Source organism: Oerskovia douganii (genome assembly GCF_015142735.1).
GTDB classification, from domain to species: Bacteria; Actinomycetota; Actinomycetes; order Actinomycetales; family Cellulomonadaceae; genus Oerskovia; species Oerskovia douganii.
Window position 1 is genome coordinate 52452 of sequence record NZ_JACSPN010000018.1, and the last position, 20290, is coordinate 72741.

General features: G+C 72.7%; 18 protein-coding genes and 1 pseudogene. 8 read left to right on the forward strand and 11 right to left on the reverse strand.

Annotated features, from left to right (window positions below; translation table 11 throughout):
- Positions 1-203: 203 nt before the first annotated feature.
- Positions 204-863, forward strand: a complete 660-nt coding sequence (locus tag H9623_RS13755; RefSeq protein WP_193720607.1) for a Rid family hydrolase — start codon at positions 204-206, stop codon at positions 861-863.
- A 93-nt stretch (positions 864-956) separates the two neighbouring features.
- Here H9623_RS13755 and H9623_RS13760 read toward each other — a convergent pair whose 3' ends face one another.
- The 8 genes from H9623_RS13760 to H9623_RS13795 form a co-directional block, all read right to left on the reverse strand.
- Positions 957-1304: a metal-sulfur cluster assembly factor gene (locus tag H9623_RS13760; RefSeq protein ID WP_056647167.1), complete on the reverse strand. Its 348-nt coding sequence runs from the start codon at positions 1302-1304 to the stop codon at positions 957-959.
- Positions 1301-1846 carry a Fe-S cluster assembly sulfur transfer protein SufU gene (gene sufU, locus H9623_RS13765; protein ID WP_193720608.1) on the reverse strand — a complete coding sequence of 182 codons (546 nt, stop codon included), beginning with the start codon at positions 1844-1846 and terminating at the stop codon, positions 1301-1303. The genes H9623_RS13760 and sufU overlap by 4 nt, the downstream gene beginning before the upstream one ends.
- A 77-nt stretch (positions 1847-1923) precedes the next feature.
- Entirely contained in the window at positions 1924-3222 is a 1299-nt protein-coding gene (locus tag H9623_RS13770) for a cysteine desulfurase (protein ID WP_193720609.1), read from the reverse strand.
- 58 nt (positions 3223-3280) lie between these two features.
- Positions 3281-4045 carry a Fe-S cluster assembly ATPase SufC gene (sufC, locus tag H9623_RS13775; protein WP_193720610.1) on the reverse strand — a complete coding sequence of 255 codons (765 nt, stop codon included), beginning with the start codon at positions 4043-4045 and terminating at the stop codon, positions 3281-3283.
- 35 nt (positions 4046-4080) lie between these two features.
- Positions 4081-4422, reverse strand: coding sequence for a non-heme iron oxygenase ferredoxin subunit (locus tag H9623_RS13780; protein ID WP_030152220.1), 342 nt, complete (start codon positions 4420-4422; stop codon positions 4081-4083).
- A 10-nt stretch (positions 4423-4432) separates the two neighbouring features.
- A complete protein-coding gene (gene sufD, locus H9623_RS13785; RefSeq protein ID WP_193720611.1) occupies positions 4433-5665 on the reverse strand; it encodes a Fe-S cluster assembly protein SufD in 1233 nt (410 codons plus the stop codon).
- Positions 5666-7120, reverse strand: coding sequence for a Fe-S cluster assembly protein SufB (gene sufB / locus H9623_RS13790; protein ID WP_193720612.1), 1455 nt, complete (start codon positions 7118-7120; stop codon positions 5666-5668). It abuts the gene before it with no gap.
- The gene (locus H9623_RS13795; protein ID WP_193720613.1) at positions 7117-8001 is read right to left on the reverse strand and encodes a helix-turn-helix transcriptional regulator; all 885 of its coding nucleotides are present in this window, start codon (positions 7999-8001) and stop codon (positions 7117-7119) included. The genes sufB and H9623_RS13795 overlap by 4 nt, the downstream gene beginning before the upstream one ends.
- A 172-nt stretch (positions 8002-8173) precedes the next feature.
- Here H9623_RS13795 and H9623_RS13800 point away from each other — a divergent pair, with 172 nt between their 5' ends.
- The 5 genes from H9623_RS13800 (at position 8174) to H9623_RS19550 (ending at position 13031) form a co-directional block, all read left to right on the forward strand.
- Complete coding sequence (locus tag H9623_RS13800; RefSeq protein ID WP_193720614.1) at positions 8174-9133, forward strand: ABC transporter ATP-binding protein; 960 nt, start codon at positions 8174-8176, stop codon at positions 9131-9133.
- Positions 9130-9936: an ABC transporter permease gene (locus H9623_RS13805; RefSeq protein WP_193720615.1), complete on the forward strand. Its 807-nt coding sequence runs from the start codon at positions 9130-9132 to the stop codon at positions 9934-9936. Before H9623_RS13800 ends, H9623_RS13805 begins: the two co-directional genes overlap by 4 nt.
- A gap of 107 nt (positions 9937-10043) precedes the next feature.
- Positions 10044-10982 carry a COX15/CtaA family protein gene (locus H9623_RS13810; RefSeq protein ID WP_193720616.1) on the forward strand — a complete coding sequence of 313 codons (939 nt, stop codon included), beginning with the start codon at positions 10044-10046 and terminating at the stop codon, positions 10980-10982.
- A 187-nt stretch (positions 10983-11169) separates the two neighbouring features.
- Positions 11170-12201: an ATP-binding cassette domain-containing protein gene (locus H9623_RS13815; RefSeq protein WP_193720617.1), complete on the forward strand. Its 1032-nt coding sequence runs from the start codon at positions 11170-11172 to the stop codon at positions 12199-12201.
- Complete coding sequence (locus tag H9623_RS19550) at positions 12198-13031, forward strand: ABC transporter permease (protein ID WP_227748655.1); 834 nt, start codon at positions 12198-12200, stop codon at positions 13029-13031. The genes H9623_RS13815 and H9623_RS19550 overlap by 4 nt, the downstream gene beginning before the upstream one ends.
- A 2645-nt stretch (positions 13032-15676) precedes the next feature.
- Here the strand turns inward: H9623_RS19550 and H9623_RS19555 are convergent.
- The 3 genes and pseudogenes from H9623_RS19555 to H9623_RS19565 form a co-directional block, all read right to left on the reverse strand.
- Positions 15677-16408, reverse strand: a pseudogene (locus H9623_RS19555) (AfsR/SARP family transcriptional regulator); the annotation flags it as partial.
- A gap of 81 nt (positions 16409-16489) precedes the next feature.
- Positions 16490-16828 (reverse strand): DapH/DapD/GlmU-related protein, encoded by a 339-nt coding sequence (locus H9623_RS19560; protein WP_321575443.1) that lies wholly within the window; start codon positions 16826-16828, stop codon positions 16490-16492.
- Between the two features lie 15 nt (positions 16829-16843).
- Entirely contained in the window at positions 16844-17113 is a 270-nt protein-coding gene (locus H9623_RS19565; protein ID WP_227748656.1) for a maltose acetyltransferase domain-containing protein, read from the reverse strand.
- Between the two features lie 92 nt (positions 17114-17205).
- On the opposite strand from H9623_RS19565, the gene H9623_RS13830 reads away from it, so the two are divergent.
- Positions 17206-17778, forward strand: coding sequence for a TetR/AcrR family transcriptional regulator (locus H9623_RS13830; protein ID WP_193720619.1), 573 nt, complete (start codon positions 17206-17208; stop codon positions 17776-17778).
- Between the two features lie 163 nt (positions 17779-17941).
- Entirely contained in the window at positions 17942-20236 is a 2295-nt protein-coding gene (locus tag H9623_RS13835) for an exo-beta-d-1,3/1,6-glucosidase (RefSeq protein ID WP_193720620.1), read from the forward strand.
- Positions 20237-20290: the final 54 nt, after the last annotated feature.

A 20290-nucleotide genomic window follows, 5' to 3' on the forward strand; every position in this document is an offset into this window, starting at 1 on the left:
CGGTAACGAGTCCGTTTCGACCCGTTGCTCTAGGTCGCAGGCAGGGGGCGAGAACGGATGGTCGGCTGGCGGGACGGACTTCAGAACGCCTCCGGACGTTCACCGACCGGAAACGACTCCTGGATACGTTCCTGGCCAACCGGTTCTCGACGGACCGGCACCCACCGGCGTCATCTCGCCCGCACCGTCCCCCGGAGGCCCTCATGAAGAACAGCGTCAAGATCCTCACCGCGGTCGTCGTGACCGCGGCCGTCGCGATCCCGGGAACCGCCTACGCGAAGGACAGGCTCTTCGCGCCGCACCCGACCGAGGCCGTCGCACTCGTCACGGGCGACACCCCGTCGATCGCCAACGGCGTCGCGATCGGCAAGAACGTCTCCTGGTACAAGTCGTCGGGGCTCGGCCCGTCCGCGATGAACACCGCGCCAGGGGTGTCGGCCGAAGCGCGCTACATCCCGACCGACGTCTTCCCGGGCGGCCAGCTCCCGGCCGGTGTGACCATCACCGAGGCCCAGGGCATCAACGTCCTCATGCGCATCGGCGAGAACCTGACGAAGGCCGGGCTCTCCTACGAGGACGTCATCTCGATGCGGGTCTTCCTGCAGAACCCCCAGGGCGCCGAGAAGATGGACTTCGACGGCTGGAACCGTGCCTACCGGCAGTTCTTCGCCAACACGAACCTGGCCACCGGCGCGACCCTCGACGTCCAGCTCGGTTCCGCCACCACCAAGCCCATGGTCGTCAACGAGACCCGTCCCTCGCGCTTCGCGCTGGAGATCGAGAACCTGCCCGTCAACGGCTGGCTGGTCGAGGTCGAGGTCGACGCCGTCTACCCGGGGACGGACCACAAGCACTCGAAGTAGCGTGCCGCGGGACGACCGGCCGCCGTCCCCCGCACGCCCGAGGGCTCTCACCCGATCAGCAGATCAGGTGAGAGCCCTCGTCCAGGATCCAGGTCAGACGTTGAAGCCCAGCGCGCGCAGCTGGTCCTTGCCGTCCTGCGTGATCTTCTCGGGGCCCCACGGCGGCATCCAGACCCAGTTGACCCGGAAGCCGTCGATCAGACCGTCGAGGGACTGCGCCGTCTGGTCCTCGATGACGTCCGTGAGCGGGCAGGCCGCCGACGTGAGCGTCATGTCGATCACGGCGTGGTTGTTCTGGTCGACCTGGATGCCGTAGACCAGGCCGAGGTCGACGACGTTGATGCCGAGCTCGGGGTCGATGACGTCGCGCATGGCCTCCTCGACGTCGGCCGCGGTCGGCGGGGTCGGCGCCGCAGAGGCGGCGGGGGTCTCGGTCGTCATCGGTTCTCCTGAGGTGACTGAGTGGACGTGGTCTGGTCGAGCTCGGGCTGGGTGGCGTGGGCGTCCGCGAGGACCCCGGACGTCGCCAGGGTGTCACGCAGGGCTGCCCAGCCGAGCAGCGCGCACTTGATGCGGGCCGGGAACTGCGCGACCCCGGTGAAGGCCGTGGCGTCGCCGAGCTGGTCCTCGAGGTCGTCATCGAGGCCCTTGCCGCGCGACTGCATGAGCTGGCGGAAGACGTCGCCCAGGTGCTCCGACTCGGCGACGGGCGCGCCCGTCACGAGGTCCGTGAGCACGGACAGCGAGGCCTGCGAGATGCTGCAGCCCTGCCCCTCCCAGCTCACGCTCGAGATGGTCGGGGCCTTCGGGTCGGCGGTGTCGAACTCGACGCGCATCGTGACCTCGTCGCCGCACGTGGGGTTGATCTGGTGCGACTCACCGTGCAGGTGCCCCTCGGAGAGTTCCACGAAGCCTCGCCCGTGGGGGGACTTCGCGTGGTCGAGGATGACCTGCTGGTACATCTGCTCCAACGAGCTGCTCATGGCGGGGGTCGTGCTCCTTCGGTACATCCTGCGGGGCCGTGGGGACCGCGCGAAACAAGTGTGGGACGTGCGGGTTCTCAGTCCACTGAGAAGAACGCCCGGACCCCCGCCAAACCTTCCCGGAACGCCGTGACGTCCTCGGACGTCGTGTACACCGAGGCCGAGGCGCGCGCCGTGGCGGCGATCCCGAACCGGCGGTGCAGGGGCTGCGCGCAGTGGTGACCGACCCGCACCGCGATCCCGGCGGCGTCGAGCACCTGGCCCACGTCGTGGGCGTGGACGCCGTCGACGACGAACGAGACGACCGCGAGGCGGTCCTCGGGGGTGGTGGGGCCGATGATCCGCACGCCGGGGACGTCCGCGATCTTGAGCAGCTCGACCGCGAGGTCGTGCTCGTGGGCGGCGACGTTCGCCATGCCCAGCTCGTCGAGGTACTGCGCGGCGACGCCGAGCCCGACGATCTGCGCGACGGCCTGCGTGCCGGCCTCGAAGCGCTGCGGCGGCGGCATGTACGTCGCCTCGGTCATCGTGACGACCTCGATCATGGAGCCGCCCGTCGTGACCGGGGGCAGCGCCTCGAGCAGCTCGCGGCGCCCGTAGAGCGCGCCGACGCCCGTGGGCCCGAGCATCTTGTGCCCGGAGAACGCCGCGAAGTCGACGTCGAGCGCGTGCAGGTCGACGGGCAGGTGCGGGACCGACTGGCAGGCGTCGAGGACCGTGAGGGCCCCGACCTCCCGGGCCCGCGCCACGATCGGCGCGACGGGCGTGATCGCGCCCGTCACGTTCGAGGCGTGCGTGAACGCGACGACGCGCGTGCGCTCGGTGATGACCGAGTCGGCCTCGTCGACGCGGACGCGCCCCTCGTCGTCCACCCCGAACCAGCGCAGCACCGCCCCGGTGCGCGCGGCGAGCTCCTGCCACGGCACGAGGTTGGCGTGGTGCTCGGCCTCCGTGAGGACGATCTCGTCGCCCGGCGCCAGGGCGAAGCGACGGGCCGCCTCTCCCCCGCGGCCGATGCTCGCGTTGGACAGCGCGTAGGTGACGAGGTTGATCGCGGCCGTGGCCCCGGAGGTCCACACGATCTCGTCCGTGTCGGCCCCCACGAAGCGTGCGACCGCCGCCCGGGCGTCCTCGAACGCCTCGGTCGCCTCCTCCGCGAGCTGGTGCGCACCGCGGTGCACCGCGGCGTTGCGCTCCTCGTAGAAGTCGACCTCGGTGTCGAGGACGACCTGCGGCTTCTGCGAGGTCGCGCCCGAGTCGAGGTAGACGAGCGGACGGCCACCCCGCACCGTGCGGGCGAGCAGCGGGAAGTCGGCTCGCACGGCGGCGAGCTCGGTGGCGCTCAGCCCTGCCCGCACGGTGTCGGTGGTGGTCATCGCAAGTCTCCTCGGGTTGTCAGGTGCCCGCCGGCGGACCGGCGGACGGCTGGACGGGTCAGGCCGTGGCCGCACCCGTCAGGAAGCGGTCGTAGCCCTCGTTCTCGAGGCGCTCGGCGAGCTCGGGGCCGCCCTCCTCGGCGATGCGGCCGTCGACGAACACGTGCACGAAGTCCGGCTTGATGTAGCGCAGGATGCGCGTGTAGTGCGTGATGAGCAGCACGCCGACGTCCGTGGACTCCTTGGCGCGGTTGACGCCCTCGGAGACGATGCGCAGCGCGTCGACGTCGAGGCCCGAGTCGGTCTCGTCGAGGATCGCGATGCGCGGCTTGAGCAGCTCCATCTGCAGGATCTCGTGGCGCTTCTTCTCACCGCCGGAGAAGCCCTCGTTGACCGAGCGCTCGGCGAAGGACGAGTCCATGCGCAGGTTCTCCATGGCGCCCTTGACGTCCTTGACCCACGTGCGCAGCGCGGGGGCCTCGCCGTCGATCGCGGTCTTCGCGGTGCGCAGGAAGTTCGAGACGGACACGCCGGGGACCTCGACCGGGTACTGCATGGCGAGGAACATGCCGGCGCGGGCGCGCTCGTCGACCGTCATCGCGAGGACGTCCTCGCCGTCGAGCGTCACGGTGCCGCCCGTGATCGTGTACTTGGGGTGCCCGGCGATCGAGTACGCGAGGGTCGACTTGCCCGAGCCGTTGGGGCCCATGATCGCGTGCGTCTCGCCGCTGTTGATGGTCAGGTCGACGCCGCGCAGGATCGGCTTCGGCCCTTCCTTGGTCTCGACGCTGACGTGCAGGTCGCGGATCTCCAGAGTGGACATGTGGTGTTCTCCAGTATTCGAGAAAAGTTCAGGGGTCAGGACGGGGAGACGGTCTGGTCGATGTCGACGAGCACGCGCTCGCCGTCGATCGTGACCGGGTAGACGGGCACGGGGCGCATCGCGGGCAGCGCGGTGGGCATGCCGGTCCGCAGGTCGAACTGCGAGCCGTGCAGCCAGCACTCGATGAAGCAGCCCTCGACCTCGCCGTCGGACAGCGAGACCGCACCGTGGGAGCAGATGTCCGAGATGGCGTGCCAGTTCCCGTCGCCGTCGCGGACGACCGCGACCTCGACGGGGCCGCTCTCGCCCTCGAGCTCCACGCGCAGCGCCTCCTCGGGCGCCACGTCGTCGGTCATGCAAGCAAGCTGTGCAGTCATGCGGGTCCGGTCACCGGCCTTCGATGACGCTCATCGACTTGGCGAGCTCGGCCTCGATCGACTCGAGCAGGCGCTCCTCGACCGAGGGGACGCCGATCTCCTGGATGAGCTCTGCGAAGAAGCCACGGACCACGAGACGACGGGCGTCGGTCTCGGGGATGCCGCGGGCCTGCAGGTAGAAGAGCTGCTCGTCGTCGAAACGACCGGTGGCCGAGGCGTGCCCGGCCCCCTCGATGAGGCCCGTCTCGATCTCGAGGTTCGGGACCGAGTCCGCGCGCGCGCCGTCCGACAGGACGAGGTTGCGGTTGAGCTCGTAGGTGTCCGTGCCCTCTGCCTCGGTGCGGATCAGCACGTCGCCGACCCAGACCGTGTGCGCGCCCTCGCCCTGCAGTGCGCCCTTGTACGTGACGCGGGACTTGCAGCTGGGGACGGCGTGGTCGACGAAGAGGCGGTGCTCCTGGTGCTGGTCGGCGTCCGCGAAGTACAGGCCGACCATCTCGACCTCGCCACCGGTGCCGGTGAACTCGGCGTCGGGGGTCACGCGGACGACGTCGCCGCCGAACGTCACGACGACGTGCTTGAGCTTGGCGTCGCGGCCGATGCGGGCGCGGTGCGAGCTCGCGTGGACCGCGCCCTCGCTCCAGTCCTGCACCGAGACGACCGTGAGGTGGGCGCCGTCCTCGACGACGATCTCGACGGTCTCGGTGAGCGTCGCGGAGCCGACGTGGTCGATGACCACGACGGACTCGCTGTGCCGCTGCGCGTGGACCAGCAGGTGCGTCGCGGTGGGCTCGTCGGACAGGCCCTCGATGCGCACCGAGGTGACCTCGCTGGCCACGGCCTCGGCCGGGATCGTGACGACGGTCGCCTCGGAGAACGCGTTCCACGCGGTCACGGCGGTGCGGTCGCCCGGGACGCCCGCGCGGCCGAGCCGCTCGTCGTCACGGCCGACGATCTCGACCGTGACCTCGGGCGCGTCGACCACGGTCGTGCGCACGCCGGCGCTGCCGAGCGTCGTCGAGAACAGCGGGGCGAGGCGCTTGACCGGGGAGAAGCGCCACTCCTCCTCGCGGCCGGTGGGCTCGGTGATCACGGCCGGGTCGAACGACGTGATGCGCTCGGCGCGGGAGCCCTGCGGCGTGCCGCCGACCCCGTGCGAGTGAGCGCCGTCCTGGGTCGCCTGGGAGTGGTCCGTGCTCAGGCCGACGGGGTCGGTCTGGGGGGTGCTCGCAGTAGTAGTCATTTAGCCGACGGACCCTTCCATCTGCAGTTCGATGAGGCGGTTGAGCTCGAGCGCGTACTCCATGGGCAGCTCACGGGCGATGGGCTCGACGAACCCGCGCACGATCATGGCCATGGCCTCGGTCTCCGCCATGCCTCGGGACATGAGGTAGAACAGCTGGTCCTCGCTCACGCGCGACACGGTCGCCTCGTGACCCATCGAGACGTCGTCCTCGCGGACGTCGACGTACGGGTAGGTGTCGGACCGGGAGATCTGGTCGACGAGCAGCGCGTCGCACAGAACGGTGGAGGCGGAGTGCTCCGCTCCCTCGAGGACCTGGACGAGGCCGCGGTAGGACGTGCGTCCACCGCCGCGCGCCACGGACTTCGAGACGATCGAGGAGGACGTGTGCGGGGCCGCGTGCACCATCTTGGCGCCTGCGTCCTGGTGCTGGCCCTCGCCCGCGAACGCGATCGACAGCGTCTCGCCCTTGGCGTGCTCGCCGAGCAGGTAGATCGCGGGGTACTTCATGGTGACCTTGGAGCCGATGTTGCCGTCGACCCACTCCATGGTCGCGCCCTCGGCCGCCGTCGCGCGCTTGGTGACGAGGTTGTACACGTTGTTCGACCAGTTCTGGATGGTCGTGTAGCGCACGCGGGCGTTCTTCTTGACGATGATCTCGACGACCGCGGAGTGCAGCGAGTCGCTCGAGTAGATCGGGGCGGTGCAGCCCTCGACGTAGTGCACGTACGAGCCCTCGTCCGCGATGATCAGCGTGCGCTCGAACTGGCCCATGTTCTCCGTGTTGATGCGGAAGTAGGCCTGCAGCGGGATCTCGACGTGGACGCCCGGGGGGACGTAGACGAACGAACCGCCGGACCACACGGCCGAGTTGAGCGCGGCGAACTTGTTGTCACCCGAGGGGATGACGGTGCCGAAGTACTCCTGGAAGAGCTCGGGGTGCTCGCGCAGCGCGGTGTCGGTGTCGAGGAAGATGACGCCCTGCTTCTCGAGCTCCTCGTTGATCTGGTGGTAGACCACCTCGGACTCGTACTGGGCCGCGACGCCGGCGACGAGGCGCTGCTTCTCCGCCTCGGGGATGCCGAGCTTGTCGTAGGTCTCCTTGATGTCCTCGGGCAGGTCGTCCCAGGAGGTCGCCTGCTTCTCGGTGGACCGCACGAAGTACTTGATGTTGTCGAAGTCGATGCCCGACAGGTCGCTGCCCCAGTTGGGCATGGGCTTCTTGTCGAACAGGCGCAGGGCCTTGAGGCGGTAGTTCAGCATCCACTCGGGCTCGCTCTTGAGCGCGGAGATGTTGCGCACGACCGCCTCGGAGAGGCCGCGCTGCGCGGTCGCGCCGGCATCGTCCTTGTCGTGCCAGCCGTAGCCGTAGGAGCCGATCGAGGCGATGATCTCCTCGTCGGACTGGCCGGTGCTCTGGGACACGCCAGCGGTGTCCTGGGTGGGAGCGCTCATGTCATTCCTTCCACGTTCCGTCGGACGACGGAGGGGGGGCGGTGGGCGGTGGTCGGTGAACCTGTCGGTTCGGGGTGTCGTGCTGGGGGGTGCGCCGGGGCGCGCGGTCCGCGCGCGGTGGCACGGCGTTCGGTGGTCTCGTGCCCGACGGCGTCGCGCGCCTCGGGTGCTCGGACGGTCCCCGGCAGGACGGGGACGTTGGTGGTGCACGCGTGCCCGCCGCCCGCGAGGGTCGCGAGCCGCTGGACGTGCGAGCCGAGGAGCCGGGAGAAGACCTGGGCCTCGGCGTCGCAGAGCTGGGGGAACTCCTCCGCGACGTGCTGGACGGGGCAGTGGCCCTGGCACAGCTGGACGGTCGCGGTGCCCGCGACGGGGCGCACGCTCGCCGCGAAGCCGTCCTCCGCGAGGACCGTGGCGAGCTGCTCGGCCCGGCCCGCGACGTCGTCGGCCGTGATGCGGCTCGCGTAGCGGTCCGTGAGCGCCTCGAGCCGGCGGTGCGCGAACTCCTCGACCGCGTCCTCCCCCGCGACGTCGCGCAGGTAGCGCAGCGCCTGGGTCGCGAGGTCGGGGTAGGCGCCCGAGAGCTCTGACTGCCCGCGGTTCGTGGCGACGTAGTGCCGGGCGGGGCGCCCGCGCATCCCGGTCGCCGTCCCCGACTCGTGGACGGCGATGAGGCCGTCGGTCTCGAGCTGGGCGAGGTGTCGGCGGACGCCTGCCGGCGTGAGGCCGAGGTCGGTCGCGAGCGAGGCGGCGCTCACGGGGCCGTCGGAGACGATGAGCGCGAGGACGCGCTCACGGGTCGTGCCGTCGCCGTCGACGGGGGCGGGTCCGGGGACGGTCGCGGCGCTCGGCGCGCGGGAGGTGCGTGCGTCCTCGCTCATGCCTCACCTCCACGTCGTGTCCGGCCTGCTGGTTCCTTCCGCCTGGCCCGCGGGCGCGCGAGATCCCGGGAGGCGTCGTCGATATAGGTAACAGTCTCATGCGCTAATTGTTCCGGCGCAAGCAAGGCGTACCTCACACCGGGCCCCAGGCGGCTCCCCTACAATCGCCACCGTGCCCGACTCCCCTGCCGTCGTCCTCCAGGACGTGGTCAAGCGTTATGACGGCCGGGCGGTCGTCGACCACCTGAGCCTGACCGCCTCGCGCGGCGCCGTGACCGCGGTCCTCGGCCCCAACGGGGCCGGCAAGACCACCACGATCGAGTGCTGCGAGGGCCTGCGTGCCCCCGACGAGGGCAGGGTCGAGGTCCTCGGCCTCGACCCGCTGCTGAACGCGCGCGAACTTCGCCCGCGGGTCGGCGTCATGCTCCAGGACGGCGGGCTGCCCACGGGCGTGCGTGCGCTCGAGATGCTGCACCACGTCGCGTCGATGTACGCGAACCCTCGCGACGTGGCGGAGATCACGGAGCGCCTGGGGCTCGCGAGCTTCGCCCGGACCACGGTCCGGCGGCTGTCGGGCGGCCAGCGGCAGCGTCTCGCGCTCGCCGCGGCGATCGTGGGCCGCCCCGAGGTCGTGTTCCTCGACGAGCCGAGCGCGGGCATGGACCCGCAGAGCCGGCACGCGGTGTGGGAGCTCGTGCGCGAGCTGCGCGCGGACGGCGTCGGGATCGTCCTGACGACACACCTCATGGACGAGGCCGAGGACCTCGCGGACCACGTGTACATCGTGGACCACGGGCAGGTCATCGCGTCGGGGGCGACGGCCGACCTGCTGCACGCGGGGCCGTCCGCGGACGGGGACCGCACGCTGCGCCTCGAGGCCCGCGAGGGCCTGGACGTGGACGCGCTGCGCGGACGCGTCGAGTCCGGCCCGACGGCGTCGCCTGCCTCCGCGTGGACCGTCACCGAGACCCAGCCCGGCTCGTACAGCGTGACGGGGCCGGTCGACCCGTCGACCGTCGCCGTCGTGACCGCGTGGCTCGCGGAGCAGAGCGCGCTCGCCTCGCGTCTCACGATCGGTCGCCGCACCCTCGAGGACGTGTTCCTCGACCTGACAGGACGAGAGCTCCGATGACCGACCAGACGACGGCCGGCCCGGCCGTCCCGGGACCCTCCGTGCCGACCACGACCGACGGCGCGGCCCCGGCGTGGCGCCGGGTCGCGTCCCAGACGGCGTTCGAGACGCGCATGATCCTGCGCAACGGCGAGCAGCTGCTCGTGACGATCGTCCTGCCCGTGATGCTGCTCGTCGGGCTCGCACGCACGAGCCTCGTGGACCTCGACACCCAGGGCTACTCGCGCATCGACTTCGTGACGCCGGGCGTCCTGGCCCTCGCGGTCATGTCGACGGCCTTCACGTCGCAGGCCATCGCGACGGCCTTCGACCGCCGCAACGGCGTGCTGCGGCTGCTGTCCACGACGCCGCTGGGCCGGGGCGGGCTGCTCGCGGGCAAGATCCTCGGGGTCCTCGCGGTCGAGGTCGTCCAGGTGGTCGTGCTCAGCGGGGTCGCGCTCGCGCTCGGCTGGTCCCCGGACCCGGCCGGCGTCCTGCCGGCGCTGCTCGCGGTGCTGCTCGGTACCGCGGCGTTCACGAGCCTCGCGCTCCTGCTCGCGGGGACCCTGCGCGCCGAGGGTGTGCTCGCGGTCGCGAACCTGCTGCTCGTGCTGCTGACCGTCGCGGGGGGCGTGCTCGTCCCGGCCGCCCAGCTCCCGGGCGCGCTCGAGCAGGTCGCACTCCTGCTCCCGTCGGGCGCGCTCGGCGAGGCCATGCGTGGCGCGCTCCTCCTGGGCGAGGTCCCCGCGTTCTCGGTGGTCGTGCTCCTCGGCTGGACCGCGGCGCTCGGGTGGGGAGCGGGCAAGCTGTTCCGCTGGCACTGACGTCCGCGCACGGACGGGCGCGCGCAGGGGCGCCACGGGGCCAATCTCACACCGCGCGAGGCCCCCGCGATGGGAGCACCCGGGCCCGGCGCGACTACCTTGGGACCGTGAGCAGCGCAGAACTCGCCCCGGCACCCTCGACCCCCGCCTGGTACGCGAAGGTCGACCGCTTCAGTCGCTGGACCCGACCGGTCCTCGTCGCGAACCTGGTCGGCCAGATCGGCATCATCGTCACGGGCGGCGCGGTGCGCCTCACGGGCTCGGGGCTCGGTTGCTCCACGTGGCCCCTGTGCGAGCCCGGGAGCTTCACGCCCGAGTTCCACTCCGCGATGTCGATCCACCCGATCATCGAGTTCGGCAACCGGACCCTGACGGGCGTGCTCGGCGTCATCGCGGTCGCCGTGCTGCTGCTCGTGTGGACCGACGCCTCGCGCTCGTCCTCGTACCGGCGCCTCGGCTGGGCCCCGCTCGGCGGCGTCGCGGCGCAGGCCGTGATCGGCGGCATCACGGTGCTCCTGCACCTGCACCCCGCGGTCGTGGGATTCCACTTCCTGGTGTCGGCCGCGCTCGTGTGGGTCTCGGCGTACCTGCTGTACCGCCACGGCGAGGGGGACGCCCGGCCCGTCGCGGTCGTCGACGCGGGGACGCGTGCGGTGGGCAGGGTGCTCGCCGTCCTCTCCGTCCCGCTGCTCGTCCTGGGCGTCCTGGCGACGGGGTCGGGCCCGCACGGCGGCGACGACGAGGTCGCGTACCGCTTCGCCCTCGACCCGGCGCTCATCAGCAAGGTGCACGCGGCCTCGGTGTGGCTGTTCCTCGTCGTGCTCGTCGTGCTCGCGGTGCGGGTCCTGCGCCGGAAGGACTCCCCCGCGCGCTCGCGCAAGGCCGTCGTCGTGCTGGTCGCCGTGACGCTCCTCCAGGGCCTGATCGGCTACGTCCAGTACTTCACGGGCCTGCCGGAGATCCTCGTCGCGGCGCACATGCTGGGTGCGGGGCTGCTCATCACGTCGCTCACCTGGACCCTGCTCACGTTCCGCGTGCGCGACTGACCTCTCCGACCGTCGCCCGCGGCGGTCGAGAAGGGCCGCGGTCCCCGTCAGGGGCCGCGGCCCTTCTGCGTCACGGGGACGCGGCCCTTCTGCGTCACGGGGACGCGGCCGCGCCGTGACAGCGCCCTGACACCGGCGTGACAGGCACCTCCCGGAGGCTGGGGCCATCAGCCACCAGGAGGAATCCATGACCCACGAATGGGCGGTCGAGGCGCACGGCCTCGTCAAGACGTTCGGCGACAACCGGGCGGTCGACGGAGTCGACCTGAGCATCCGCACCGGCTCGGTGTACGGCGTGCTCGGCCCGAACGGCGCCGGCAAGACCACCACCATCAGCATGCTCGCGACGCTCCTGCGCCCCGACGCGGGCGAGGCCCGGGTCTTCGGGCACGACGTCGTCCGCGAGGCCCAGGTCGTGCGCCAGCTCATCGGCGTCACGGGCCAGTACGCCTCGGTCGACGAGACGCTGAGCGCGACCGAGAACCTCGTGATCTTCTCGCGCCTGCTCGGCCTGGGCCGGGCCGAGGCTCGACGCAAGGCAGCCGGGCTGCTCGAGACGTTCGGCCTGACCGAGGCGGCCACCCGGCCCCTGAAGAACTTCTCAGGGGGAATGCGCCGTCGTCTGGACCTCGCGGCGAGCCTCATCGCCCAGCCGCCCCTGATCTTCCTCGACGAGCCCACGACGGGGCTCGACCCGCGCACCCGCGCGCAGATGTGGGACACGATCCGCGAGCTCGTCGCGACGGGGTCGACGGTCGTGCTCACGACGCAGTACCTGGACGAGGCCGACCAGCTCGCGGACCGGATCGCGGTCATCGACCGCGGTCGCGTGGTCGCGGAGGGCACGGCCGACGAGCTCAAGGACGCGGTGGGCAACCAGTCGCTCCAGCTCGGCCTGGTCGCGGCCGCGGACCTGGGGTCGGCGCTCGACGTCGTGGAGACGACGTTCGGCGTGCCCGCGACCACGTCCCCCGAGGCGCGCCGCATCACGGTCCCGGTGACGGGGCCCGACGAGGTGACGGACCTCCTGGTCCGGCTGCGCGAGGCCCGCATCGCGGTCGACTCGATCAGCATGGACAAGCCGAGCCTCGACGAGGTGTTCCTGACCCTCACGGGCCACGGCGTCGCGGCCGGGGGCGAGCAGGGCACAGCGGGCGCGACGCCCACGGACCGCGTCGCCCCGGCAGCCACCAGCACGCGAGAGGAAGCCCTGCGATGACCACGACCCTCACCGCTCCCCGCCGGCAGATCCAGGCCGGCTCCGACCGCAGCCTGTCCAACCGCACGAGCGTCGGCCAGACGGTCCGCAACACGTTCACGATGGCGTACCGCGGGCTCCTGAAGATCCGCCGGACGCCCGAGCAGCTCGTCGACGTGACGCTCCAGCCCATCCTGTTCACGCTCATGTTCACGTACATCTTCGGCGGCGCGATCGCGGGCGACGTCGTGAGCTATCTGCCGACGATCATCCCCGGCATCCTCGTCCAGACCGTCATCACGACGTCGGTCGTGACGGGCGTCCAGCTCCGTGAGGACATGGACAAGGGCGTGTTCGACCGGTTCCGCTCGCTGCCGATCGCGCGCATCGCGCCGTTGTCCGGGGCGCTGCTCGCAGACACCGTCAGGTACGGCATCGCGACGACCCTGACGTTCGCGATGGGCTACGTCATGGGCTACCGCCCCGCGGGCGGTCTGGGATCGGTCGTCCTGGCGGCCCTGCTCGTGATCGTGTGCTCGTGGGCCGTGAGCTGGATCTTCGCGTTCTTCGGTGTGATCGCCCGGACCGCGGCGAGCGTCCAGGGGATCTCGATGATCGTCCTGTTCCCGCTCACGTTCCTGTCGAACGCGTTCGTGCAGCCCGACACCATGCCGGGCTGGCTCCAGGGCTTCGTCAACGTCAACCCGGTCTCGCACCTGGTCACGGCGGTGCGCGAGCTGACGAACGACGGGGTGATCGGTGCGGACGCCGTGATCTCGCTCGTCGGCGCGGCCGTCATCGTCGCGGTCTTCGCACCGCTCACGGTGCGGGCGTACATGCGCAAGGCCTGAGCGTCGCGCTCGGACGGGCGGTGCCCCGGCGGATCCCGCCGGGGCACCGCCCGTGCGTCATGCCGTGGGCCGGGTCCACGGGCCGGCCCGCAGGATCTCCACGACCCGGCCGGGCAGGTCGTCGTGCCCCAGCCGCCCGACGGCGTCGCGCACCTCGTCCACGTGCGCGTCGCCGTGCAGGGCGCGCGCCCAGGCGACGTGCTCGGGCAGGCGGAGCGAGGGCGCGTCCTGGCGGGCCCCCATGCGGCGTCCGAGCTCGAGGAGGGCGAGCCCGTCGTCGACCCGGTCGAGGCCCGGCGACGACCACAGGTACGCCCCGAGGGCGAGCGCGGCCGTCCCGAGGACGGGGTAGTCGACCATGGCGGGCGAGGCGCGGTGACCGGCGACCATCCGCACCCGCAGCTCACGGGCGAGGCGCTCCGCCCGGGCGACGGCAAGGGGTCCGGCACCCACGGGCCGGTCGTGCCGGGGGCGGGCAGCAGCATCGTCGACAGCCACCCGGCGGCGAACATCGTGTACCAGGGCGAGCGCCGCGCGGACCCGCTGCCGACGGCCGCGTTGGCCGCCTCGAGCTCGGACAGGGCGCGCGCGTGGTCACCGCGGGCGACGGCGATCTCGGCCAGCCCGGCGTGCCCGATCGAGCGCAGCTCGTGCGCGGACCCGCCGATCCCGGGGGGTACGGGGTCGTCGTCGGTCTCGACGAGCGACGTGAACAACGGCTCGGCCTCCGCGACGCGCCCGACGAGCACGAGGTTGGTCGCCTCGAGCCAGTCGAGCTGGCGCAGGTCCTCGTCGGCGTGGAGCCGGCCCAGCCCCTCGCGGGCCGTGGCCACCCACTCGAGCGCCCGCGCAGCGTCGCCCTGCTCGCTCGCGAGCTGGGCGAGGAAGAGGGCCGAGGTCGCGGCTCCCCAGGTGTCCCGGGCGCGCGTCGCGAACCCGTGCGCGACCGTGACCTGGGCGACCGCCTCGTCGAGGCGTCCGGCGTTCTCCAGGAGCTGGGCGCTGAGCAGGTGGGCCACGAGCGCGACGAACGGGTCGTCGGACGTGTGCAGCTCGGCCAGCCGCGGTCCCATGCCGAGCGGGTCGCCTGCGTCGGCCAGGAGGTCGGTGAACGCCGCGGCGCGCGAGCCGATGTCGGCGTCGCGGTGCAGGCGCCGCAGACGGGCAGCGGCCCGGACGCCGGTCGCCGGGTCCCCGTTGGGCGTCGCGGCCGTGAGCAGGAACAGCACGATGCCCGCCTCGCGCGTGAGCTCCTCGACCGGGGCGTCGGGTGCACCCCGCACGAGCCGGCCCTGCCAGCCCGCGACGACGCGCAGCACGTCACGGCCGAGCCCGACGACCTCGGTGTGCGCCCCGCGCAGGGACCAGTGCAGGCCGAGCGCGTGGAAGACGGGCAGGACCACGTCGGCCCGGTCGGCCGCGAGCGCCGTGCGCAGCACGTGCACGAGGTTCTCCTGCTCGACGCGCAACGCGAGCATCGCGGGGACCTGCGTGGGCCCTTCGAGGCGTGCGACCTCGCGTCGTGCGAGGTCGACGGCCCACCGGTAGGTCGCCTCCTGGGCGGTCTCGCGCTCGCCGGCCTCGTCGAGCGCGAGCGCACCGAACTCCCGCACGGTCTCGAGCATGCGGTAGCGCGCGGTGCGGCACAGGGGTTCGTCGGTCACGGTCAGGAGGGACTGGTTGACGAGCGCCTCGACGTCGTCGAGCCCGACGGCGGAGGCCGCCTGGGCGGTCTGCACGCCGAACCCGTCGGGCAGCAGGGACAGCCGGCGCAGCAGCTCCTGCTGGGGTGCGGTGAGGAGGTTCCAGCTCCAGTCGATGACGGCGTGCAGCGTCCGGTGCCGGGCGGGGGCGCTGCGGTCGCCCGTGGTGAGCAGCGCGAAGCGGGCGTCGAGCCGGCGCTCGATCTCCTGGACGGACAGGGTGCGGACGCGCGCCGCGGCGAGCTCGATCGCGAGGGGCAGGCCGTCGAGGTGGGTGCACAGCCGGCCCAGGACGTCGTCGGGCAGGTCGGCGCCGGGGCGGGCCGCGAGCGCCCGGGCGCGGAAGAGCTCGACGGCGGGCCCGGGGCCCTCGGTCCCCGTACCGGTCGTCGCGAGCGGTTCGAGCGGGTGCACCTGCTCTCCTGCGACCAGGAGGGGCGAGCGGCTGGTGGTGAGGATCGTGAGCCCGGGGACGGCGGCGAGCAGGTCGGCGGCCCAGCGCGCGGCCTCGTCCACGACGTGCTCGCAGTTGTCGAGCACGAGCAGGGTCTCGGTCTCCCCGAGGCGTTCGGCCACGAGCTCGTGGGCCTCGGCGCGCGCGACCTGGTCGCCGAGCCGCAGGCCGCGCGTGTCGCGGATCTCGAGCGCGGACGTGAGGGCCAGGCCGATGTCCTCTCCCGTGCGCACGCTCGCGAGCTCGACGACGGCGACGAGCGGGGTCGTGGCGCTCGCTCGGCGGGCGACCTCCTGCACCACGCGCGTCTTGCCCATCCCGCCGGGGCCGAGGACGGTGACGAGCCGGGAGCGCGCGAGGAGACCGAGGATCGCGACGACGTCGGTCTCGCGGCCCACGAGGGCGTTCGGGGCGGCACGCAGGCCGAGCGCCGTCCCGCGGCGGGGTGCGCGGGCAGACGGGGTGCCGGCGCACTGCAGGATGCGTGCGTTGAGCGCGATCAGGTCTGCGCGCGGGTCGGCGCCCAGCTCGTCCGCGAGCCGGGTGCGCAGAGCCCCGAACGTGCGCAGCGCGTCGGAGGGCCGACCGCTGCCCGCGTAGGCGCGCAGGAGGGCGAGGTGCGCGTCCTCGTCGAGCGGCGCGCGCTCGACGAGGCGTTCGGCCCACTCGACGGCGGCCTGGTGGTCGCCCGCCGCGAGGAGCGCCTCGACGAGGACCCGCTCGGCCGCGGTGCGCCGACGCTCGCTCTGCGCGGCGAGCTCGTCCCGGACCGCGGAGCCCTCCGGCAGGTCCTCGCCCGGTTCTCCGCGCCAGCGGGCGAGGGCGGATCGGGCGGCGTCCACGGCACCGGTCGGGTCGCCGGCCGCGAGCGCGCCGGCCGCCGCCCGTTCGAGCTCGTGCACCTCGTCGAGGTCGCTGCGGGCGCCGAGCGAGTAGCCGCCCGGGCCCGAGACGAGGATCCCCTCGGCGAGCACGGCGCGGGTCCGCGAGACGAGGCTCTGGAGGGCGGCGCGCGGGTCGGCCGGCCGGTCGTCCGGCCACAGGTCGTCCACCAGGGAGGCGGTGCTCACGGCGCGGCCGTGGGCGAGCACCAGGGCCGCCACGAGGGTGCGGGCGCGGGCGCTGGGCGGTGTGACCGGCGACCCGTCCCGACCGTCGACGGTCACCGGGCCGAGGACGAGGGCACGGTGGGGTGGGACCGACGAGGACACCCGCCACACTCTAGTGCGCGGGCCGCGCGGGCCGGAGGGGACGCGGGGGCCCGACGGCGGGTGACGCCGTCGGGCCCGGGTGCGTGCGCGTCAGACGACGGGCCTGCCGGCCGCGAGCGCCTCACGGTCCTGCGCGTCGACCGGGCGCAGCACGCGGCACGGCGTGCCGAGCGCCACGACACGGGGCGGGACGTCCTTGGTCACGACGCTGCCCGCGCCGATCACGGAGCCCGCGCCGATCGTCACCCCGGGCAGGACCACGACGTTGGAGCCGATCCACACGTCGTCCTCGATGCGCACGGGCCGCGAGAACTGGGTCCCGCCGCGACGGGCCTCGGGCGAGAGGGGGTGCCCTGCCGTGGTGATCGTGACGTGGGGCGCGAACATGACGCGGTCGCCCACGTGGATGTCGGCGTCGTCGACGAGCACGAGGTCGAAGTTGGCCTAGACGTCGTCCCCCAGGTGCACGTGCGAGCCGTAGGACACGCTCAGCGGCGGCTCGATCCAGACCCGCTCGCCGATCGTGCCGAAGAGCTCGTGCAGGATCCGCTCGCGCTCGGCGACCTGGCCCGGGCGGGAGTGGTTGAAGTCGTACGCGAGCTCCTTGCCCGCGACCCGCTCGGCCTCGAGCTGTTCGAGCCCCTCGCCGTAGTCCACGTAGTGCTCGCCCGTGTTCATGCGCGCCCGGACGGTGCGGTACTGCTCGGTCGTCATCTGTGCTCCTGGTCGTTCGGTGGTCGTCCGACGCTACCGGGTGGCGGCGAAGGGTCTGCACGCCTGTGCCCGGTCCCGCATAGGATCGTCGCGTGGCGAGGGACGGCGTGTACGCGAAGGGGCGGCTCAAGCGCGAGGAGATCCTCGACGTCGCGCTCGAGGTCTTCTCCGACGAGGGGTACCGCGGGACGAGCCTGCGGACGATCGCGGCGCGCTGCGGGCTCACCGTGGCCGGGGTCATGCACTACTTCGACTCGCGCGAGGACCTGCTGACCCAGGTGATCGTCCGCCGCGACCAGACGGGCCGCCCGCTCGAGCGCGACGTGCCGCGCACGCTCGCGGAGAACGTCCGGGGCAACGCGGGCAGGCCGGGGCTGGTCGAGCTGTTCGTGTCCCTGACGGCCGCGGCCCGCGACCGCGAGCACCCTGCCCACGAGGTCCTGGCCCAGCGCTACGCGGGCCTGTGCGCGATGCTGCGGGAGGACCTGCTCGCGCGGCAGGAGGCGGGCGAGATCCCGGCGCACCTGGACCCGGACGCGCTCGCGCGCCTGATCATCGCGACGGCCGACGGCGCGCAGCTGCAGTGGATGGTCGACGACGGGGCGAGCCTCGAGGGGCCGCTCGACACGCTGCTGTACGACGTGCTGGGGCTTCCGCGCCCCTGACCGCGCGCGCGGCTCCCCGCGTCCTCGTCCCACCCTCGCTCGCCTCCCGGTCACCACCATCACGATTACCTATCAGTGTATGGTTTTCTTCCACGGTCCAGGGACGCCGCCCCGGGCCGCCCGTACCGACCCGCGCCACCGTCGTCGTCTCGAAGGGACTCCCATGTCCGACCGCCTGCCCTACCAGGACCCGTCCCTCCCCGTCCCGGAACGCGTCGCCGACCTCGTCGGGCGCATGACGCTCGCGGAGAAGGTCGGGCAGATGATGCAGCTCAACGCTGCCGACGGCGTCGAGCGCCTCGTGAACGAGGTCCACGTCGGTTCGATCCTGCACACGTCACCCGAGAACGCGCTCCTCGCTCACGAGCTCACGGCGCGCAGCCGCCTGCAGATCCCGCTGCTCGTCGCCGAGGACTGCATCCACGGGCACTCGTTCTGGCACGGCGCGACGATCTACCCGACACAGCTCGGCATGGCCGCGACCTGGGACCCCGACCTGGTCGAGCAGGCCGCGCGGGCCACCGCGGTCGAGGTCGCGGCCACCGGCATCCACTGGACCTTCTCCCCCGTGCTGTGCATCACGCGCGACCTGCGCTGGGGGCGCGTGAGCGAGACCTTCGGCGAGGACCCGTTCCTCATCGGCGAGCTCGCGTCCGCGATGGTGCGCGGCTACCAGGGCGACGGGCTCGCCGACCCGACCGCGATCCTCGCGACCGCCAAGCACTTCGCCGGCTACTCCGAGACCCAGGGAGGACGGGACGCGAGCGAGGCCGACATCTCCCGCCGCAAGCTCCGGTCCTGGTTCCTCCCGCCCTTCGAGCGTGTCGCCCGCGAGGGCTGCCGCACGTTCATGCTGGGCTACCAGTCCATGGACGGCGTGCCGATCACGGTCAACGAGTGGCTCCTGAGCGAGGTCCTGCGCGGCGAGTGGGGCTACACGGGCACCCTGGTCACGGACTGGGACAACGTGGGCCGCATGGTCTGGGAGCAGCACATCCAGCCCGACCACACCCACGCGGCCGCGGCCGCTGTGCGGGCCGGGAACGACATGGTCATGACCACGCCCCAGTTCTTCGAGGGCGCCCAGGAGGCCGTCCGCCAGGGCCTGCTCGACGAGGACCGGCTCGACGCCGCGGTCGCCCGCATCCTCACGCTCAAGCTCGAGCTCGGCCTGTTCGAGAACCCCCGGCGCCCCGACCCGGAACGCCAGGCCCTGGTCGTCGGGTCCCCCGAGCACGCCGAGCTCAACCTCGAGGTCGCGCGCCGCTCGCTCGTGCTGCTCACGAACGACGGGACGCTCCCCCTCGACGGCGGTCTCGCTGCAGGCCCGGACGGTCGAGCGGTCGCCTCAGGTGCAGGCACCCCGACCCGCCGGATCGCGGTCGTCGGACCCAACGCGGACGACCCGCACACCCAGCAGGGCGACTGGGCCGGGGCGTCGGGCCAGGTCGACTGGCTGCCCGACGGCCACCCGCGCGAGATGACCCAGACCGTCCTCGACGGCTTCCGGGACCACGTCCCCGCGGGCTGGGAGGTCACGCACGCACGCGGCGCCGACATCCTCACCCTTGTCCCCGACCCCGACGGCGAGACCTTCCCCGACGGGCAGCCGCGCCCCCAGGTCGTCCGGCCCGCCGAGCCCGACGCGGCGATGATCACGGAGGCCGTCGCGGCGGCGCGCGACGCGGACTACGTCGTCGCGGTCGTCGGTGACCGGATCGAGCTGGTCGGCGAGGGCCGCTCGACCGCGACGCTCGACCTCGTCGGCGCCCAGGTCGCCCTGCTCGACGCTCTCGCCGAGACGGGCACGCCCCTCGTCGTCGTGGTCGTGGCGTCCAAGCCGCTCGTCCTGCCGCCCTCGGCACGGGACGCCGCGGCGATCGTGTGGGCCGCCAACCCCGGCATGCGCGGGGGCCGCGCGGTCGCCGAGCTCGTCCTGGGCCTGATCGAGCCGTCGGGCCGCCTGCCGATCTCGTTCGCCGAGCATGTCGGACAGCTGCCGGTCTTCTACAACCAGCTCCCGGGTCAGCACGGCACGCGCTACGCCGACCTCACGCAGCGCCCGCCCTTCGCGTTCGGCGAGGGCCTGAGCTACACCACGGTCGAGTACGCGGACCTCACGGTCCTCGACGCCGCGGTCGGCCTCGACGACACCGTCCGGGCCCGGGTCACGGTCGGCAACACCGGGTCGCGACCCGTCCGCGAGACCGTCCAGGTCTACGTGCGCGACACCGTGACGTCCGTGACCTGGGCCGAGAAGGAGCTCAAGGCCTACCGCCAGGTCGACCTGCCCCCCGGGGAGTCGCAGGTCGTCGACCTCGAGGTCCCCGTCGCCGTCTGCACGCTCGTCGACGCCCAGGGGCGGCGCGTCGTCGAGCCCGGGGCGTTCGAGCTCCTCGTCGGGCCCTCGTCGCGCGACGAGGCACTGCTCAGGGCCGGCTTCACGGTCACCGGCTGACCCGTACGCCCTGCCCGGGCACGAGCCCGGGCACGACGAGGGCCCGCCCGCGGG

What these genes read in the sequence shown, in the direction of transcription:
- sufB (WP_193720612.1), bottom strand. Translation starts at nt 7,120, where the DNA reads ATGAGCGCTCCCACCCAGGACACCGCTGGCGTGTCCCAGAGCACCGGC.
- H9623_RS13805 (WP_193720615.1), top strand. Translation starts at nt 9,130, where the DNA reads ATGACCGACCAGACGACGGCCGGCCCGGCCGTCCCGGGACCCTCCGTG.
- H9623_RS13795 (WP_193720613.1), bottom strand. Translation starts at nt 8,001, where the DNA reads ATGAGCGAGGACGCACGCACCTCCCGCGCGCCGAGCGCCGCGACCGTC.
- sufC (WP_193720610.1), bottom strand. Translation starts at nt 4,045, where the DNA reads ATGTCCACTCTGGAGATCCGCGACCTGCACGTCAGCGTCGAGACCAAG.
- H9623_RS13835 (WP_193720620.1), top strand. Translation starts at nt 17,942, where the DNA reads ATGTCCGACCGCCTGCCCTACCAGGACCCGTCCCTCCCCGTCCCGGAA.
- H9623_RS13780 (WP_030152220.1), bottom strand. Translation starts at nt 4,422, where the DNA reads ATGACTGCACAGCTTGCTTGCATGACCGACGACGTGGCGCCCGAGGAG.
- H9623_RS19565 (WP_227748656.1), bottom strand. Translation starts at nt 17,113, where the DNA reads ATGACGACCGAGCAGTACCGCACCGTCCGGGCGCGCATGAACACGGGC.
- H9623_RS13815 (WP_193720617.1), top strand. Translation starts at nt 11,170, where the DNA reads ATGACCCACGAATGGGCGGTCGAGGCGCACGGCCTCGTCAAGACGTTC.
- H9623_RS13770 (WP_193720609.1), bottom strand. Translation starts at nt 3,222, where the DNA reads ATGACCACCACCGACACCGTGCGGGCAGGGCTGAGCGCCACCGAGCTC.
- H9623_RS13755 (WP_193720607.1), top strand. Translation starts at nt 204, where the DNA reads ATGAAGAACAGCGTCAAGATCCTCACCGCGGTCGTCGTGACCGCGGCC.
- sufD (WP_193720611.1), bottom strand. Translation starts at nt 5,665, where the DNA reads ATGACTACTACTGCGAGCACCCCCCAGACCGACCCCGTCGGCCTGAGC.
- H9623_RS13760 (WP_056647167.1), bottom strand. Translation starts at nt 1,304, where the DNA reads ATGACGACCGAGACCCCCGCCGCCTCTGCGGCGCCGACCCCGCCGACC.
- H9623_RS19550 (WP_227748655.1), top strand. Translation starts at nt 12,198, where the DNA reads ATGACCACGACCCTCACCGCTCCCCGCCGGCAGATCCAGGCCGGCTCC.
- sufU (WP_193720608.1), bottom strand. Translation starts at nt 1,846, where the DNA reads ATGAGCAGCTCGTTGGAGCAGATGTACCAGCAGGTCATCCTCGACCAC.